At 70.6% G+C, this 14692-nt stretch carries 20 protein-coding genes; 10 read left to right on the plus strand and 10 right to left on the minus strand.

Annotation, left to right across the window (positions count from 1 at the left end; translation table 11 throughout):
* Positions 1 to 51: 51 nt before the first annotated feature.
* Entirely contained in the window at positions 52 to 528 is a 477-nt protein-coding gene (locus JW592_RS10460) for a Dps family protein (RefSeq protein WP_209264685.1), read from the plus strand.
* 312 nt (positions 529 to 840) lie between these two features.
* Positions 841 to 1077: a helix-turn-helix transcriptional regulator gene (locus tag JW592_RS32670; protein ID WP_209264686.1), complete on the plus strand. Its 237-nt coding sequence runs from the start codon at positions 841 to 843 to the stop codon at positions 1075 to 1077.
* A 48-nt stretch (positions 1078 to 1125) separates the two neighbouring features.
* Here JW592_RS32670 and JW592_RS10470 read toward each other — a convergent pair whose 3' ends face one another.
* From JW592_RS10470 to JW592_RS33335, 5 genes are all read right to left on the minus strand, one after another.
* Entirely contained in the window at positions 1126 to 1473 is a 348-nt protein-coding gene (locus JW592_RS10470; RefSeq protein ID WP_209264687.1) for a hypothetical protein, read from the minus strand.
* A gap of 271 nt (positions 1474 to 1744) precedes the next feature.
* Complete coding sequence (locus JW592_RS10475) at positions 1745 to 1978, minus strand: hypothetical protein (RefSeq protein WP_209264688.1); 234 nt, start codon at positions 1976 to 1978, stop codon at positions 1745 to 1747.
* Positions 1975 to 2379 (minus strand): hypothetical protein, encoded by a 405-nt coding sequence (locus tag JW592_RS10480; RefSeq protein WP_209264689.1) that lies wholly within the window; start codon positions 2377 to 2379, stop codon positions 1975 to 1977. Before JW592_RS10480 ends, JW592_RS10475 begins: the two co-directional genes overlap by 4 nt.
* A 332-nt stretch (positions 2380 to 2711) precedes the next feature.
* On the minus strand, positions 2712 to 2972 hold the full coding sequence (locus JW592_RS10485) for a hypothetical protein (protein WP_209264690.1): 261 nt from the start codon (positions 2970 to 2972) through the stop codon (positions 2712 to 2714).
* A 156-nt stretch (positions 2973 to 3128) separates the two neighbouring features.
* A complete protein-coding gene (locus JW592_RS33335) occupies positions 3129 to 3326 on the minus strand; it encodes a hypothetical protein (RefSeq protein WP_307805365.1) in 198 nt (65 codons plus the stop codon).
* Here JW592_RS33335 and JW592_RS10490 point away from each other — a divergent pair.
* Complete coding sequence (locus JW592_RS10490; RefSeq protein ID WP_372446483.1) at positions 3231 to 4586, plus strand: NsdA family TPR-like regulatory protein; 1356 nt, start codon at positions 3231 to 3233, stop codon at positions 4584 to 4586. The two genes, JW592_RS33335 and JW592_RS10490, sit on opposite strands and share 96 nt — an antisense overlap.
* A 12-nt stretch (positions 4587 to 4598) precedes the next feature.
* Positions 4599 to 5084 carry a hypothetical protein gene (locus JW592_RS10495; RefSeq protein ID WP_209264691.1) on the plus strand — a complete coding sequence of 162 codons (486 nt, stop codon included), beginning with the start codon at positions 4599 to 4601 and terminating at the stop codon, positions 5082 to 5084.
* A 174-nt stretch (positions 5085 to 5258) separates the two neighbouring features.
* On the opposite strand, the gene JW592_RS10500 is transcribed toward JW592_RS10495, so the two are convergent.
* The gene (locus JW592_RS10500; protein ID WP_209264692.1) at positions 5259 to 5936 is read right to left on the minus strand and encodes a collagen-like protein; all 678 of its coding nucleotides are present in this window, start codon (positions 5934 to 5936) and stop codon (positions 5259 to 5261) included.
* Positions 5933 to 6112: a hypothetical protein gene (locus JW592_RS10505; RefSeq protein ID WP_229375600.1), complete on the minus strand. Its 180-nt coding sequence runs from the start codon at positions 6110 to 6112 to the stop codon at positions 5933 to 5935. Before JW592_RS10505 ends, JW592_RS10500 begins: the two co-directional genes overlap by 4 nt.
* Positions 6113 to 6270: 158 nt before the next feature.
* Between JW592_RS10505 and JW592_RS10510 the strand changes: the two genes are divergently transcribed.
* Both JW592_RS10510 and JW592_RS10515 read left to right on the plus strand, forming a co-directional pair.
* Entirely contained in the window at positions 6271 to 6489 is a 219-nt protein-coding gene (locus tag JW592_RS10510) for a hypothetical protein (protein ID WP_209264693.1), read from the plus strand.
* 126 nt (positions 6490 to 6615) lie between these two features.
* Positions 6616 to 7803, plus strand: a complete 1188-nt coding sequence (locus JW592_RS10515) for a cysteine desulfurase family protein (RefSeq protein WP_209264694.1) — start codon at positions 6616 to 6618, stop codon at positions 7801 to 7803.
* Positions 7804 to 7874: 71 nt separating this feature from the next.
* On the opposite strand, the gene JW592_RS10520 is transcribed toward JW592_RS10515, so the two are convergent.
* Positions 7875 to 8615, minus strand: coding sequence for an N-acetylmuramoyl-L-alanine amidase (locus tag JW592_RS10520; RefSeq protein WP_209264695.1), 741 nt, complete (start codon positions 8613 to 8615; stop codon positions 7875 to 7877).
* Between the two features lie 55 nt (positions 8616 to 8670).
* Between JW592_RS10520 and mnmA the strand changes: the two genes are divergently transcribed.
* A complete protein-coding gene (mnmA, locus tag JW592_RS10525; protein ID WP_209264696.1) occupies positions 8671 to 9813 on the plus strand; it encodes a tRNA 2-thiouridine(34) synthase MnmA in 1143 nt (380 codons plus the stop codon).
* A 47-nt stretch (positions 9814 to 9860) separates the two neighbouring features.
* On the opposite strand, the gene JW592_RS10530 is transcribed toward mnmA, so the two are convergent.
* Positions 9861 to 10385: an LOG family protein gene (locus tag JW592_RS10530; protein ID WP_209264759.1), complete on the minus strand. Its 525-nt coding sequence runs from the start codon at positions 10383 to 10385 to the stop codon at positions 9861 to 9863.
* A 158-nt stretch (positions 10386 to 10543) separates the two neighbouring features.
* Between JW592_RS10530 and JW592_RS10535 the strand changes: the two genes are divergently transcribed.
* Positions 10544 to 10915 (plus strand): hypothetical protein, encoded by a 372-nt coding sequence (locus tag JW592_RS10535; protein ID WP_209264697.1) that lies wholly within the window; start codon positions 10544 to 10546, stop codon positions 10913 to 10915.
* Here the strand turns inward: JW592_RS10535 and JW592_RS10540 are convergent.
* Positions 10896 to 12569, minus strand: a complete 1674-nt coding sequence (locus tag JW592_RS10540) for a glycine/sarcosine N-methyltransferase (protein WP_443742756.1) — start codon at positions 12567 to 12569, stop codon at positions 10896 to 10898. The two genes, JW592_RS10535 and JW592_RS10540, sit on opposite strands and share 20 nt — an antisense overlap.
* A gap of 327 nt (positions 12570 to 12896) precedes the next feature.
* On the opposite strand from JW592_RS10540, the gene JW592_RS10545 reads away from it, so the two are divergent.
* Together JW592_RS10545 and JW592_RS10550 are read left to right on the plus strand one after the other, a co-directional pair.
* Positions 12897 to 13928, plus strand: coding sequence for a rod shape-determining protein (locus JW592_RS10545; protein WP_209264698.1), 1032 nt, complete (start codon positions 12897 to 12899; stop codon positions 13926 to 13928).
* A 74-nt stretch (positions 13929 to 14002) separates the two neighbouring features.
* Complete coding sequence (locus tag JW592_RS10550; RefSeq protein WP_209264699.1) at positions 14003 to 14692, plus strand: SDR family oxidoreductase; 690 nt, start codon at positions 14003 to 14005, stop codon at positions 14690 to 14692.

Here is a 14692-nt window from a genome sequence, read left to right on the forward strand (position 1 = left end):
GATGTGCTTACTTTGGGAGAGAAAGAGACTGTCCGAGAGAAAGCGACGCACGTGACCTACACAGTGAAGAGCACGCTTCCCGAGTCGGATCTCAAGACCGTCGCCGAGGCGCTGCAAGGCACTCTGGTGGACCTGATCGACCTCTCCCTCGTCGCCAAGCAGATCCACTGGAACGTCGTCGGGCCGCGCTTCCGGTCCATCCACCTCCAGCTCGACGAGGTCGTCGACACCGCCCGCCAGTACTCCGACACCGTCGCCGAGCGCGCCTCGGCGCTCGGCGTCAGCCCCGACGGCCGCGCCACCAGCGTCGCCGGCGGCAGCGCCGTCGCCACCGTCAAGGAGGGCTGGCTTCCCGACAACGACGCCGTCCGCCTGATGGTCGAGGCCCTCGGCGCCGTCATCACCAAGGCCCGGGAGCGCATGAACGCCGTCGGCTCCGTCGACCCGGTCACCGAGGACGTCTTCATCCAGCTCACCGGCGTCCTGGAGAAGGAGCACTGGATGTTCCAGGCGGAGAACCGCGGCTGAGGTCAGGGGCGTGATAGGCGGGGTGACCTGCAGCGACGTACGTATCGAGGCGTAACGCTGCGCAACGCAACGTTCCGGAGTTGTACGGAAGATTTGCGGAATTCGGCTGGCGGTCCGGAACGATTCCGGAACGCCAGCACAGGAAGAAGGCCCCCAGGCTGGCGACTGGGGGCCTTCGGATGGCCGCCGGGGAGTGACGGCTCCCTGGGGCCAGCTCATGGGTAGGCATATGCCAGGTACCCGCGAGTCAAGATCCAAAACTGACCCTGGCTGGGTGCAGACAAATGATCATGGGCCATCGAGCGTTTCTGAGTGCCTGCCGATCCACCCTCCACCCGAGCGCTCGCTGCCCGTCGCCGAGTCGGAATCCGCATCAGGGACGCCCGGCTCTGGGCCAACCTCACCCAGGAGTCTCTGGCCGAGAGGGTCGGCCTCGACCGCAAGACCATCTACCGCATCGAGCTGGGCACAATCGGCGCGCGCCTCGACTGGCTCGTGGACCTCGCTGACGCGCTGGGGATGCCGCTCGCTGACATCGTGCGGGACTGACCGGGTGAGCCCTGGCCGTCCGCAGGGGGGCACGGACGGCCAGGGCGGTCATCGTGGTGGGTCCGGGCAGCGTTCGCCGTCGCGCGGGCACACCAGGGCGCAGCGGACGACCAGCTGGCCTCTGGAGTAGTAGCCAGCGTATGCGTCGGTGCCGCGGTTGATGCAGTCGCGCAGGTACTCCAACTTGCCCTCGGGGTTCGTGGGTGGGGTGGCGTGGACTTCCTTCTCCAACCAGGCGAAGGTCTCGTCCGGGTCGGTGAAGGTGCCAGCGCGCAGCTGCTGCGGTTTGCGGAACCAGTGCGAGATGGTGTTGGGAGGCACCGCGGCCTGGAGGTTCCGGGCCTCGCTGTCCTTGGGCCACTGGCCCCCGGTGTACGTGTACGCGTGCCAGTGCACCCGTCCGGTCCTTCCTGGTGGAGCGTGGCGCCCCGCTGAGGGGGGCGCCACGCGTATCGAGTTGTTACCGGTCGCCGCCGCAGCCTTGGCCGCTGCCGCAATCGGGTTCGTCAGCGGGCTGGGTAGGCTCGTCGTCCTCGGGGTCCGCGGACAGGATCAGCGCAAGCATCGTGCTCCTCCTTCTGTCGGATTTCTCGGGGACCCGCCTCCGGGCTGTGGCCGTCACGCGTTGGAGTGGACGCCGTGCGTGGCGGCCCGCCCGGGGCGGGGGTCATGAGGCGGTCGCGATCAGCCGCAGTTCCGGCGGCCCTCCGTGTTTGGCCTCCCGATGCCGCAGCATCACGACGGCTAAGGCGTACTCGACCTCGGTTTCCTGCCTGTGCTGCGCGAGGGCGAGCATGTGGTGGATCTGGTCGCACAGGTCGCACGGCTCCCCGTCGCCCTCGCCCTCGTCCTCGGCGTCGCGCAGTTGCGCAACGGCCCGCACCAGGTCGTCATCCCTCACGGCGTATCTCCCGGCTGCGCGATCTCGACGGGCAGGGCGGCCGCACGGTCCGGGCACGCGGCGAGGAGCACCAGGGCGGCCTCCAACTGCTGGCGCCAGTCGGCATCGAGCGCGTCCGCCACGGAGATCTCTTGCCAGGTGCCACATCGCCCTGCGTCCCGGCGTAACCGTTTGGCCAGCCGCTCGGCCTGGTCGGCAGGCGCCGCCAGGACCGCGCTTCGGGAGTCCCGGGCGTGCCAGGCGAGGCGTGCCAGCACGGTGGCGCGGTCCTCGCGCGGCGTGAACTGCCACACGGCGAGGAGGAAGGGGGTCTGTGCCGCGCGTCGGCGCCCGTGCAGGTGCAGCTGCTGGCGTAGATGGCGGCTCAGGGACTGCACCGGGCTGTCGGGGGACCCAGTCACGGGGTTGGTCCTTCGGTGGGGCGTCGCACTTGCGGCAGCGGATGCTGACGACGCGGCCCGCGTCGTCGGTGGTGCTGCTTGGGGAGAGGGCGCCGGCAGCGGGGGCAGGTTCCGTACCAGGTGCCGCGCCGGGCTGTCATCGCTGTGGGCTCAGGCGGCACGGCGGCCCCACCCTCGTCGGCCTAGCCAGCGTCGCGGACGCTCCTGTCGGCAGCCCGGGCAGCGGCACGGCGGCCACGCCATGCTCACGGCGCAGCTGTCGCCACCGCGCAGCTCGCGCCGACAGCTCCACGTGCGGCCGCCGTCGCGGGAGATCCGAAGGGTCATGGTGCTCACGCATCGGCCCTCCGCTGCCAGGGGCGGAGGAAGACGCGGCGTGCCGCGTTGTAGGCGTCGCGCTCCTGCTGGGTGGCCGGACGCACCTGGTCGGGGTTGGCAGGCCATTCGTAGCCGGTGTGGCTGATGAGCTGAACACGCCCATCGGCGAGCGCCTGCTGGACGCGGCCCACCCACGCGGGCTCGGGCGGCTTCTCCTGCCGCGTGGACTCGTCCGCCACATAGTCGCCGCGCGCTGGGGCTGATCCAAACGTCATTGCCAGGTCCTCGACTTCGGGTAGCAGATCCACCACAAGACTCGAACCGGGGGCGCAACGCCGGTATAACCGAAGGGGGTTACCGAGTCGGTAATACGCTCGTTGCTTGGGCAGCGTGAGATTCCCTTACGCTTAGGACCACTTCCGGAAGTTGGCTCACATGGACGCCACCACCCCGGCCCGCTCGCCGCCGATGTCCTGACCCGGGATGATGTGCGCCGCGCCCTCCAGGAGCACGACTTCGCCGCCGCTTTCATTTTGATCAAGAAGTGGGGCGGCCTCTCCCAGAACCGCATTGCAGCGGCGTGTCAGCTCACTCCCGGCAAGGTCTCCACGATCATCAAGGGTCAGCATCAGATCACGTCGATAGAGGTCATCCGCCGGATCGCAGACGGGCTCCGGATTCCCGGCGCTCTCGTCGGTCTGGCACCCCGCCCGTGGGAAAGCACCCCACCCGACTCGCCCCCGGCAGACGCACCAGGTGAACGGCAGCCAGCAGACGACGACGTACCGTGGCGCCCGGACGCCACAGTCGCGCTGGCTGGGAACCTGACAAGGAGCGATCTCGTGATGGACCGTCGCGGCGCCTCGCGCGCGCTCGCGGCAGCCGCAGTCACCGGCACCGCCCTCCTCGACCCGCTGGAAGCGTGGCTCCAGCCGGCCGCAGCATCACCCCGCACCCGAAGGGTTGGGCGCCTGGGCGCCCGGGACGTGGAGCAGCTGGAGCAGACTGCGCAGGCGTTCCGCCGCTGGGACCACCAGCACGGTGGCGGCCTGCGTCGTAAGGCCGTCCTCGGGCAGCTCGCCGAAGTGGCAGCAGCGCTGAACGAGCACCAGACAGACACTGTTGAAAGCCGCCTCTATCGGGTCATGGCGCACCTGTCCGGTACCGCCGCGACGATGGCGTGGGACACGGGGTACCAGCGGCGGGCTCAGGACTACTACCGGCTGGCGCTGCGGAGCGCCCATGGCGCCGAAGATGAGGTCTTCGGCGCCAACGTGCTGGCAGGGATGGCCAGGCAGATGCTCTACCGCCAGCAGCCGCAGGACGCGCTGGAACTCGTGCGCCTCGCGCAAGAAGGGTCCCGCCGAGTCGCAGGACCGCGCGTCCGGGCCATGCTGCACACCCGGGAAGCGTGGGCGTTGGCGGCCATGGGCCGTACTGCGGCGTTCCGCCGGGCGACCGCGCAGGCCCGGGCGGCGTTGGCGGAATCGACGGCTCACGATGAGGAGCCGTACTGGATCGCGTATTTCGATGAGGCGGAGCTGGCCGGTGTCACCGGCGGCAGGCTGCTCGACCTCGCCCGCCAGGACCGCGATCACGCGGAAGGAGCCGCGGACCATATCCGCCAGGCTCTCGACCGCCGAGGCCCGGAGGCTGCCCGCAGTCACGCACTCGACCGGATCGGCCTGGCCGAGTGCCACTTCCTAGCCGGGGACGTCACAGGCGCTGTCCAGGAGACGCACCGTGCAGCGGACGCCGCTACGCAGACCGCGTCCACTCGAGTACGTGATCAACTCGGCGAGCTGTACTCGTATACGGTCGGGCACAGCAAGGCGCGCGCCGTCCGCGACGCACGCGACCGCCTCCGTGAACTGCTGGCGAACCGATGAAGGGCACACCTGATGACCACTCTCGCGGTGACAGGACACATGGACCTCACGGACGAGGCCGTGCCACTCGTCCGTGAGGCACTGGACAAGGTCCTCGCCGACCACGAGCCCACCGACCTCGTCGGTGTCTCCTGCATCGCCAAGGGCAGTGACAGTCTCTTCGCGGAGGCCGTCCTGGCAGCCGGCGGCCGGCTCATCGTTGTGCTGCCCAGCAGGGACTACCGGGAGGCCAAGGTCAAGCCCGAGCACGCGCCCACCTTCGACCGGCTCCGCGCGGCCGCCTCGGAGGAGATCGTGATGCCGCACGAGACCGCGAACCGAACGGCGTACGAGGCTGCCAACGCTGAGCTGCTACGCCGTGCGGACCGGCTGGTGGCGGTCTGGGATGGTCAGCCCCCTTCGGGGAAGGGGGGCACCGCGGACACCGTGCAGCAGGCACAGGCCAAGGGGCTTGGCGTCACAGTGGTGTGGCCGGAGGGTGCCGCCCGGAAGGGCTGATCCCAGATGTGCGGGGCGGACCTGGCGCCCGAACGCACAAACCCGCCCCGCCACCCGGAGGTGGCGGGGCGGACTCGTCTGGGGAGGCGTGGGGTTCCAACGTGGCACAGCACGCAGTGTTCCGGGAGAGCACACACGAAATTGCCCCCGCTCCTCAACGGAGCGGGGGCGAAGTCACCAGCGCTTGCGGTCGAGGAGTGCGGCGGTCTCCGGCTCTTTTCCGGGGCTGCGCTCCGGGGCGCCGTCACGGCGGCACACCAGCGCATCAGGGTCCCACCGCGGCGCCTGCAGCGAGTAGCCGTCCGGGCAGGCAGGCCCGGCTGGACCCTGCGGCCCGCGCTCACCCTGGGGTCCACGCTCACCCTGCGGACCCTGGGCGCCGTCCTGCCCGTCGGCCCCCGGCTCCCCGGGCGGTCCGGTGGGCCCGGTCTCGCCCCGCTCGCCCTTCTCACCGGTCTTCCCGTCCTTGCCTGCCTTCCCGCGCTGCCCGTCGTCTCCGTCGCTGCCCGCAGCCCCGGGCGGCCCGGGTTTCCCGGACGGCCCTCGGCGGCCAGGGATCGGCACGGGCACCTCGGCCCGCTCCGGCAGATCTTTCACGGCCCGCTTGGGGTCGGGCGCCTTGGGCTTCCCGCCCTCGGCCCTGATCTGCGCGCGCAGCACACGCAGGTCTCCGGCGAGCGTGCTGACTGCTTCGCCGCGGCGATCCGCCTCGGCCGCCAGCTGGTGCGCGCGGTCGGCCTCGCGGTCGATCCTCGCCCAGATGACGACCACCGCCCCGGACAGAGCCACCAGGAGGCACGCCAGCAGCACGGGCCGCCAGCGGCGGGCGAGTACGCGCTGGGTGCGGGTCACGATGGGTCCCCTCCGAGTCGAGTGATGACGCCGCGCAAACGTGCGATCTCTGCCTGGTCGGCGGCACGTTGGCCATGGAGCTCGGCGAGCTGGAGGCGGAGCGCGTCACGCTCCTCCTGCAGGTCGTTGGTCAGCGAGCTGTATCCGGTGATCGCGTTTTCCCCGCGCTTGCCCACGAACGCCACCGCTGGCTTGCCACTCCGCCGACGCCGAGTAGCAGTGCGCCGAGGGCGGTGGCGTCCATGGGCTCTCCCTACGCGCGGGGGGTGCGGGTGGGGCCCGCGACGGTTTCGGTAACGCCGGGTCCCTCGGCGCCGGCGGGGAGAACCCGCGGGTGGTGCAGAAGCGGCTCGGGCACAAGGACGTGCTGACCACGCTCCGGGTCTATGCGCACCTGTGGGCCGAGGCGGAGGAGAAGACCCGCGGTGTGCTCGATGACGCGTGGGCAGCGGCCCGGAAGACTCCGGCGGGCCGGGGGGAATCTTCCCGGGCAGGCGGAAGGATTCCGGAATCCAGGACGGCAGAGAAGCCGTTCACCTTGGTCGAGGCATGATCTGGTGATTCAGCACTGGATGTTCCAGGCCGAGAACCGCGGCTGAGGGGGCGGGCGGTCAGCCGGGCGGGTGCGCTGCCACGCGCCGGTCGTGCGCCCCGTGGGGAACCGTAGGATTGGGGAACCATGGCTGACTCCGCCCACCCCGCCTATCTCGACCACGCCGCCACCACGCCCATGTGGCCCGAAGCGGTGCGGACGATGACCGAACAGTTCGCGGTCGTCGGCAACGCCTCCTCGCTGCACGGCGCGGGACGGCGTGCGCGGCGCACGGTCGAGGAGTCCCGGGAGTCGCTCGCTGCCTCGCTGGGCGCCCGGCCCAGCGAGGTGGTGTTCACCGCGGGCGGCACCGAGGCGGACAACCTCGCCGTCAAGGGGCTCTACTGGGCGCGCCGCGACCAGGACCCGCGGCGTACCCGGGTGCTGGCGGGCCCGGCGGAGCACCATGCCGTGCTGGACGCCGTCGAGTGGCTGGCCGAGCACGAGGGCGCCCGCGTGGAGTGGCTGCCGGTCGACGGGTACGGCAGGGTGCACCCGGACGCGCTGCGCGAGGCCATCGAACGCGACCCGGCCGACGTCGCGCTGGCCACCGTGATGTGGGCCAACAACGAGATCGGCACCGTCACCCCGGTGCCGGAACTGGCGCGGGTGGCCGCCGAATTCGACATCCCCCTGCACTCGGACGCCGTCCAGGCATTCGGCCAGCTCGACCTCTCCTTCGCGGAGTCGGGGCTGGCCGCGATGGCCGTCACCGGGCACAAGACCGGCGGCCCCTACGGCGTCGGCGCGCTGCTGCTGCGGCGCGAGTTCGCCCCCGTACCCCTGCTGCACGGCGGCGGCCAGGAGCGGCACGTCCGCTCCGGCACCCTGGACACCCCCGCCATCGCCGCGTTCGCGACGGCCGCGCGGGTGTCCGTCGAGCGCCGGCCCGACTTCGTCCGCGAGGTGGGCGCGCTGCGGGACGCGCTGGTGGCCGCCGTGCGCGAAGCGGTGCCCGACGCGGTGCTCAACGGCGACCCCGACCCGGCCGGGCGGCTCCCGGCCAACGCGCACTTCTCCTTCCCCGGCTGCGAAGGGGACTCGCTGCTGCTGCTCCTGGACGCGCAGGGGATCGAGTGCTCGACCGGGTCGGCCTGCACGGCGGGCGTGGCCCAGCCCAGCCACGTCCTGCTGGCCACCGGCACCGATCCCGATCTGGCCCGGGGCACGCTCCGCTTCTCACTGGGCCACACCTCGACGAAAGCGGACGTGGACGCGCTGGCGAAGGCCATCGGCCCGGTGGTGGAGCGCGCCCGCACCGCGGGCCTGAGCTGACCGGGTGCCCCGCATGGGGGGCTGCGCTTGCCCACCCTGCGCCCCTGGCGCAGACTGCCCAAGCGCGCGGTCTATTTGTCCCGCAGCGTGCTCTCCACCTTCATCTCCCTCCGCACCAGCCGCAGATATTTGTCCCAGTCCCAGTGCCGACCAGGGTCCGTATGGTCGGCACCCGGCACCTCGTTGTGTCCGATGATGTGCTTGCGGTCGGCAGGAAACCCGTACCGCGCGCAGATTCCGGCCGTCAGCCTCGCGGAGGACCGGTACATGGCGTCCGTGAAGTCCTGCCGGCGGTCTATCCAGCCCTCGTGCTCGATGCCGATGCTGCGCTCGTTGTACTCCTTGTTGGCCGCGTGGAAGGCCACGTCCAGCTCGCGGATCATCTGGATGATCTGCCCGTCCTGGCAGACGATGTAGTGCGCCGCCGCTTGGTGCGCCGGGTTCCGGAAGACCTTCACGGCGGCCGCCGCGCTGCCCTGTGCGACGTGGACGACCACCCGGTCGATGCCGTAGTCGGCGGGCCGGTCCCCGCGGCGCATGTTGGCGTCGGCGGCGGCCACCCACCGGGCGCGGGCGTCGTCGACCTGGCCCTCCATCCGGGGCTTGTCGTTCCCCGGCATCCGCCACCACCAGCGCTTGACCTCCTGCTGGGTGGCCACGCCGAGCACACCGAGGCCGACCGCGGTGGTGCCGGCGATCAGCAGCCTGCGCCGGGCGACACCGCGCTGCCCGGTCTCCTGGCCGCTCCGGCCGCCGGGTTCCTGGCCGCCGCTCGGGCCGCCGGTCCGTCCTTCATCCTCCGCCTGTCCCATGCGCTTCCTAACGCGTTCGGGTCATCGGGTGGTTCCGTCTACCCTGGAGGGCGCTATGACTACTGCATCCCCGCGGGGGACCGCCTCCGCGCGCCCGCTGCGCGTCCTGGCCGCCATGTCCGGCGGCGTCGACTCCGCCGTCGCGGCGGCCCGAGCCGCCGAGGCCGGACACGAGGTGACGGGCGTGCATCTGGCTCTGTCCGCCAACCCTAAGTCGTTCCGTACGGGAGCGCGCGGCTGCTGCACCATCGAGGACTCGAACGACGCCCGCCGGGCCGCCGACGTCATCGGCATCCCCTTCTACGTGTGGGACCTGGCGGAGCGCTTCCGCGAGGACGTCGTGGAGGACTTCGTCGCGGAGTACGAGGCAGGCCGTACGCCCAATCCGTGCCTGCGCTGCAACGAGAAGATCAAGTTCGCCGCGCTGCTGGACAAGGCCCTCGCGCTGGGTTTCGACGCCGTGTGCACCGGCCACTACGCCACTGTGGTGACGCGTGAGGACGGCCGCAGGGAGTTGCACCGTGCGAGTGACGCGGCCAAGGACCAGAGCTATGTGCTCGGGGTGCTCGACGAGCGGCAGCTCGCTCACGCGATGTTCCCGCTGGGCGACACCCTCACCACCAAGGAGGAGATCCGCGCCGAGGCCGAGCGGCGTGGTCTGTCCGTCGCGAAGAAGCCGGACAGTCACGACATCTGCTTCATCGCCGACGGTGACACCCAGGGCTTCCTCGCCTCCCGGCTGGGCCGGGCCGAGGGCGACGTCGTCGACGAGTCCGGCACCAAGGTGGGCACCCACGACGGCGCGTACGGCTTCACCATCGGCCAGCGCAAGGGCCTGCGGCTGGGCCACCCGGCGCCGGACGGCAAGCCGCGCTATGTGCTGGACATCTCCCCGGTCGACAACACGGTCACCGTCGGGCCCGCGGCCTCCCTCGATGTCGCCGCGCTGACGGCGGTACGGCCCCGCTGGTGCGGTGCGCCCCCGGCCGACGGCCCCCGTCCTTACACGGCGCAGCTGCGGGCGCACGGCGCCGAGACGCCGGTGGAGGCGGAGCTGGTCGACGGCGAGCTTCGGGTGCGGTTCGCCGAGCCGGAGCGCGGCGTCGCCCCGGGGCAGGCCATCGTGCTGTACGACGGCACCCGTGTGGTCGGCTCGGCCACGATCGACCGCACGGAGCGCGCCGTGCCGGCTGTGTGACCGGTGGGCCTCTCGCCCCCTTCGGGGACGGGGGCGGGGGCCGCGGCTCAGGCGCCCAGCAGCTCCAGCGCCTGCTGGCCGTCGTCAGCGAAGGTGACCAGGTCGGCCAGCGGGATCGGCAGGAAGCCCTCGGCCTCCATCCGGGCCATCTGCTGCCTCAGCCCGTCGTAGAAGCCGGCTGTGTTCAGAACGACGACGGGCTTGGCGTGCATCCCGTGCTTGCGCAGCTCCAGGATCTCGGTCGCCTCGTCCAGCGTCCCGGTGCCGCCGACCAGGACCACGACGGCGTCCGCGCGGTCGAGCATCAGCGCCTTGCGCTCGGCGAGGTCGGCGGTGACGATCATCTCGTCGGCGTCCGGCCGGGCGACATCGCGCAGGAACTCCACCGAGATGCCGATGAGGCGGCCGCCCGCCTCCTGCACGCCGTCGGCCACCACCTTCATCAGCCCGGAGTCCGAGCCGCCCCACACGAGGCTGTGCCCCCGCTTGCCGAGGAGTCCGGCGAACTCGCGGGCCGCGTCGGTGTAGACGCTGTCGAGTTCGGCGGCCGAGCAGAAGACGCAGATGTTCATGGGTGCAGCAGAGGCCATGACGGCCAGCTTACGGCCGCACTCCGGCGCCGAACAGTCGGGTGGCGGGGGCGGCCGTACACCGGTTCGGGTATGGCGTGGCACACTACGGCAGTCCGGCCCCGGGGGGCAGGGAGGGCCGTCAACCGACAGGTGGGGGAGTGGAGTTGCGAGCACGGCGGCGTTGGATCTGGCTGGGCGCGGTCTGGGCGGTGCTGGTGGTGACCGGCGGCATCCTGACCCTCAGCTGGCAGGAGGAGCCGAAGCCTTCGTTCGGCTGGCGCGAGATGGACGACGAGTCCGGCTCGGCCGAGCGGGATGCCGGCTACTCCGGCAACCCCATGCACGGCAGCCTGCCGTCCGGCCCGTCGAGCCCGTCGACCCCGCCGGAGCGGTACGGCGAGCTCGTCCCCTCCCTGGAACCGGACAGGGTCTATCTGGACGGACCGGCCCCCTCTCCCCGGCCGTGGGACGGGGAGAGGGGGCCGGTACCGGTACCCAGCCCGTCCCGGGTCAGCCCTTCAGCACGGTGAAGCGGAAGATGCCCCAGGTGAGGCGGTTCTTCTGACCGCCGTCGACCCAGTGCGCCAGCCCCCTCTTCATCTGGCTCAGATAGTCGCTGCTGACCTTGGAGGCGAGCCCTTCGGCCTCCTGCCGCTCGGTCTCCTCCAGCACCCGTCCGTAGTGCCTGACGAGTTGCTCGCGCAGGTCCTCGAAGCCCTCGCGGGAGTCCTCGTGCTCGGTCGGGGTGAAGCCGAGGCGGGTGAGCTCCCGCTTGTAGAAGCCGGGTGAGCCCATGTCGTCGAGGTGGATGCGGTCCAGGATGGGCTGGATCGCACCGAGGTCGGTGCCGTCGGCGGCCATCGGGTCGGTGAAGACCAGCCGCCCGCCCGGTTTCAGAACCCGCCGGATCTCCTCCAGCACCCGGATACGGTCTCCGCTGTGCAGGAATGCGTCCTGCGACCAGACCACGTCCACGCTGGAGTCGGGGAACGGCACGCTCTCGAACGAGCCGTCCACGACTTCGATCCGGTCGGTGAGGCCGCGGACCGCGTTGAGTTCCTTGTGGCGCTGGTTCTCCACCTCGCTGAGGTTGAGGGCCTGCACCGAGCAGCCGAAGGTATCGGCCAGATAGCGGGCCGAGCCGCCGAAGCCCGAGCCGAGGTCGAGGACCCTGGACTCCTCGGTGAGACCGAGTCCGGAAGCCATGCGCTCGACGGTGCGGCGGCTGGCGTCCGCGATGGGCTCCTTTGCATCGGCGTAAATGCCGACGTGTATGTCCTCGCCGCCCCACACGGAAGAATAGAAGGTGTCGGCGTCGGGGGAGTTGTAATAACTCCTCGCCGTACTCACGGCACCGCCGTAAGCCCCTTCCCCTTGATCTTCCATCCGGTATTCCTTCTCCGCGACATGCACGAAGAAGTCGGGCTGCTCGTCCCGGTAGGTGTGCTGGAAGTCGCCGTACGTCTCGATGCGCTGGAACCCGACCTCGGACATGAGGCGCCGCGTGTAGTCCTTGCGGAGCGGGAACATGTTGAGGTGGTACACCGAGCTGTCCGGGAAGCGGTACCGCATGCGGCACAGCCCCTCGTCCATGTATTCCGGCTCCACTGCGACATCTTCGCCGCAGTAGTAGTAGGTGTGCTTGCTGGAATAGCCTCGGTCCAGAATCGCGTCGTAGTTGCGCTGATCCAGGATGAGGATTCCGTCGTGCTTCAGCATCGCGTAGAACTCGGCCAGCGCCTTCCGCCGGTCGCGCTCCGAGAAGAGATGCGTGAACGAGTTGCCGAGGCACACGATGGCGTCGTACTCACCGTGAACGTCCCGGTTGAGCCATCGCCAGTCGGCCTGTACGACGCGCAGGATGTGGTCGCCGTGCTTCATTCCGTTTTCGAACGCCATCGCGAGCATGTCGGCGCTGCCGTCCGCGCTCACGGTTTCGAAGCCGGCTTCCAACAGCCGTACCGAATGGAACCCGGTCCCTGTCGCGACGTCGAGGACGCTCCTTACGCCCCGCTTTCGCAGCAGGTCGATGAAGAAATTTCCCTCGCTCTCCGCTCGCTTCTCCCAATCTATGAGAGAATCCCACTTCTCCACGAAGCTGGGGACGTATTCCTCTGTGTAGTGTCCGGTCTCCCGGACCTCGACGGGGTTGTCTCCGAATTCCTGAGCCGGTCGCGCGGAAATGACGAAACCTCCAGTGGTAGAGACGGTGGCCCAAGGCGCGGTCGCCGAGGACGCACCAGGCTTCGGGCTCGGTGAACCGCGCGTGGTCTCCGCTGCATAGCTATCCACCGCCCGGAGATCTATGCCACCAACTCGCCTGAGCATGCGTGCGATTGTCCGGAAAACGCGCTCCGACCAGCATCTTTGCGATTCAAGATTGTCTGCTGCGAGGTGCGGCCCACCTGCCGCAGCAAACAGGACAGTTGGGTATGCTGCGGATGGCAGCACCACAATTCCGTACGACTCGTGCAACCCCGTACAACACAGCACCGAACCAGGCGAGTACTCATGGCTAAGCGCACCCACTCCGCCCTCTCCGCCGCCTCCTCCCCGTTCCGCGGCCGGGACATCGGCATAGATCTCGGTACGGCCAACACGCTGGTGTACGAACGCGGCAGGGGCGTGGTCCTGGACGAACCCTCCGTCGTCGCGATCGACACGAACACCGGAAAAGTGCTCGCGGTCGGCGCCCAGGCACGGCAGGCCGTGGGCCGGACACCGGGAAGCATCATGGCCACCCGGCCTCTCAAAGGCGGGGTGATCACCGACTTCGAGGCGACGGAAGGCATGCTGCGGTATTTCATCCGCGCGGTCCGCGACGGAAAGGGCCGCGGCAGGTCGCCCCGGGTGGTGGTGTGCGTGCCCAGCGGCGTCACCGGAGTCGAACGGCGCGCCGTGGTGCAGACCGCCGACCGGGCGGGCGCCCGCTCGGTGCGGCTGATCGAGGAGCCCATAGCGGCGGCCATCGGCGCCGGGCTGCCGGTGCACGAGGCGCGCGGCTCGATGGTCGTGGACATCGGCGGAGGCAGTACGGAGATCGCCGTGATCTCGCTGGGCGGCATGGTCGTAGCCCGCTCCGTGCGGGTGGCGGGCGACGCGCTGGACTCGGCGATCGCCTCCTGGATCGAGCGGGAGTACACCATCGCGGTGGGCGAGCGGACCGCCGAGGAGATCAAGATGTCGCTCGGCAGCGGCGAGTTCGTCCCCGTACGCGGCCGCGACAAGCACACCGGTATGCCCAAGGTCGTCCAGCTCTCGCCCGAGGAGATCGGCGAGGCCGTCGAACGCCCGGTGCGCTCCATCGTGGCCGCGGTGCAGGCCGCCTTCGAGGAGTGCCCGCCCGAGCTGTACGGCGACATCATGGAGCGCGGCATGGTGCTGACCGGGGGCGGTGCGCTGCTGCACGGCCTGGACGAGCGGCTGATGAAGGAGACGGGCATGCCGGTGACGGTCGCCGACGAGCCCCTGGGCTGCGTGGCCCTGGGCACGGGCCGCTGCCTGGAGGAGTACGACAAACTGGAGTCGATCTTCGCGGCGTGAGAGCGCACGCGCCCTGCCAGGGGCGCGCGGAGCCACGCGAGCTGCCCAGGGCGGCGGTGCGGGATCATGGGGGCATGGCAACACACGTGATCACAGGCGCGGGCTCCGGGATCGGGGCCGAGGTGGCGCGCCGTCTCCAGGAGCGCGGCGACACCCTCTATCTGCTGGCCCGGGACGCGGGCCGGGCCAAGGAGCTGGCCCGCCGGTTCGACGGCGCCCGCACGCTGGTCGGCGACCTGGCCGAACCCGAGCGCCTCTCCTGGGCCTTCGAGCACCAGACGCTCCCCGAGGACGTCGACTCGCTGCTGCACATCGCGGGCGTCGTCGAGCTGGGCGCGGTCGGGGACTGCACCCCGAAGCTGTGGCAGGCCACCCTCGCCGCCAATCTGGTGGCCCCCGCCGAGCTGACCCGGCTGCTGCTGCCGCAGCTGCGCCGCTCCCGCGGCCACGTCGTCTTCGTCAACTCGGGCGCCGGCCTGCGGGCCAACCCCGAGTGGGGCGCGTACGCGGCCAGCAAGCACGGCCTCAGGGCGCTGGCGGACGCGCTGCGCGGCGAGGAGAGCGGCAACGGCCTGCGGGTCACCTCCGTCTATCCGGGCCGCACCGCGACGCCCATGCAGGAGAAGGTGCACCGCCAGGAGGGCAAGGAGTACGAGCCCGGCAGGTGGATCCCCGCCGAGGCGGTGGCGACCACGATCCTGACCGCCCTCGACCTGCCCAGGGGCGCGGAGGTCACGGACCTGAGCGTAAAGCCCGGAGGCTGA

It is taken from the genome of Streptomyces spirodelae (genome assembly GCF_017676385.1).
GTDB classification, from domain to species: Bacteria; Actinomycetota; Actinomycetes; order Streptomycetales; family Streptomycetaceae; genus Streptomyces; species Streptomyces spirodelae.

What these genes read in the sequence shown, in the direction of transcription:
- JW592_RS10485 (WP_209264690.1), bottom strand. Translation starts at nt 2,972, where the DNA reads ATGACGTTTGGATCAGCCCCAGCGCGCGGCGACTATGTGGCGGACGAG.
- JW592_RS33335 (WP_307805365.1), bottom strand. Translation starts at nt 3,326, where the DNA reads ATGCTGACCCTTGATGATCGTGGAGACCTTGCCGGGAGTGAGCTGACA.
- JW592_RS10495 (WP_209264691.1), top strand. Translation starts at nt 4,599, where the DNA reads ATGACCACTCTCGCGGTGACAGGACACATGGACCTCACGGACGAGGCC.
- JW592_RS10515 (WP_209264694.1), top strand. Translation starts at nt 6,616, where the DNA reads ATGGCTGACTCCGCCCACCCCGCCTATCTCGACCACGCCGCCACCACG.
- JW592_RS10520 (WP_209264695.1), bottom strand. Translation starts at nt 8,615, where the DNA reads ATGGGACAGGCGGAGGATGAAGGACGGACCGGCGGCCCGAGCGGCGGC.
- mnmA (WP_209264696.1), top strand. Translation starts at nt 8,671, where the DNA reads ATGACTACTGCATCCCCGCGGGGGACCGCCTCCGCGCGCCCGCTGCGC.
- JW592_RS10530 (WP_209264759.1), bottom strand. Translation starts at nt 10,385, where the DNA reads ATGAACATCTGCGTCTTCTGCTCGGCCGCCGAACTCGACAGCGTCTAC.
- JW592_RS10545 (WP_209264698.1), top strand. Translation starts at nt 12,897, where the DNA reads ATGGCTAAGCGCACCCACTCCGCCCTCTCCGCCGCCTCCTCCCCGTTC.
- JW592_RS10550 (WP_209264699.1), top strand. Translation starts at nt 14,003, where the DNA reads ATGGCAACACACGTGATCACAGGCGCGGGCTCCGGGATCGGGGCCGAG.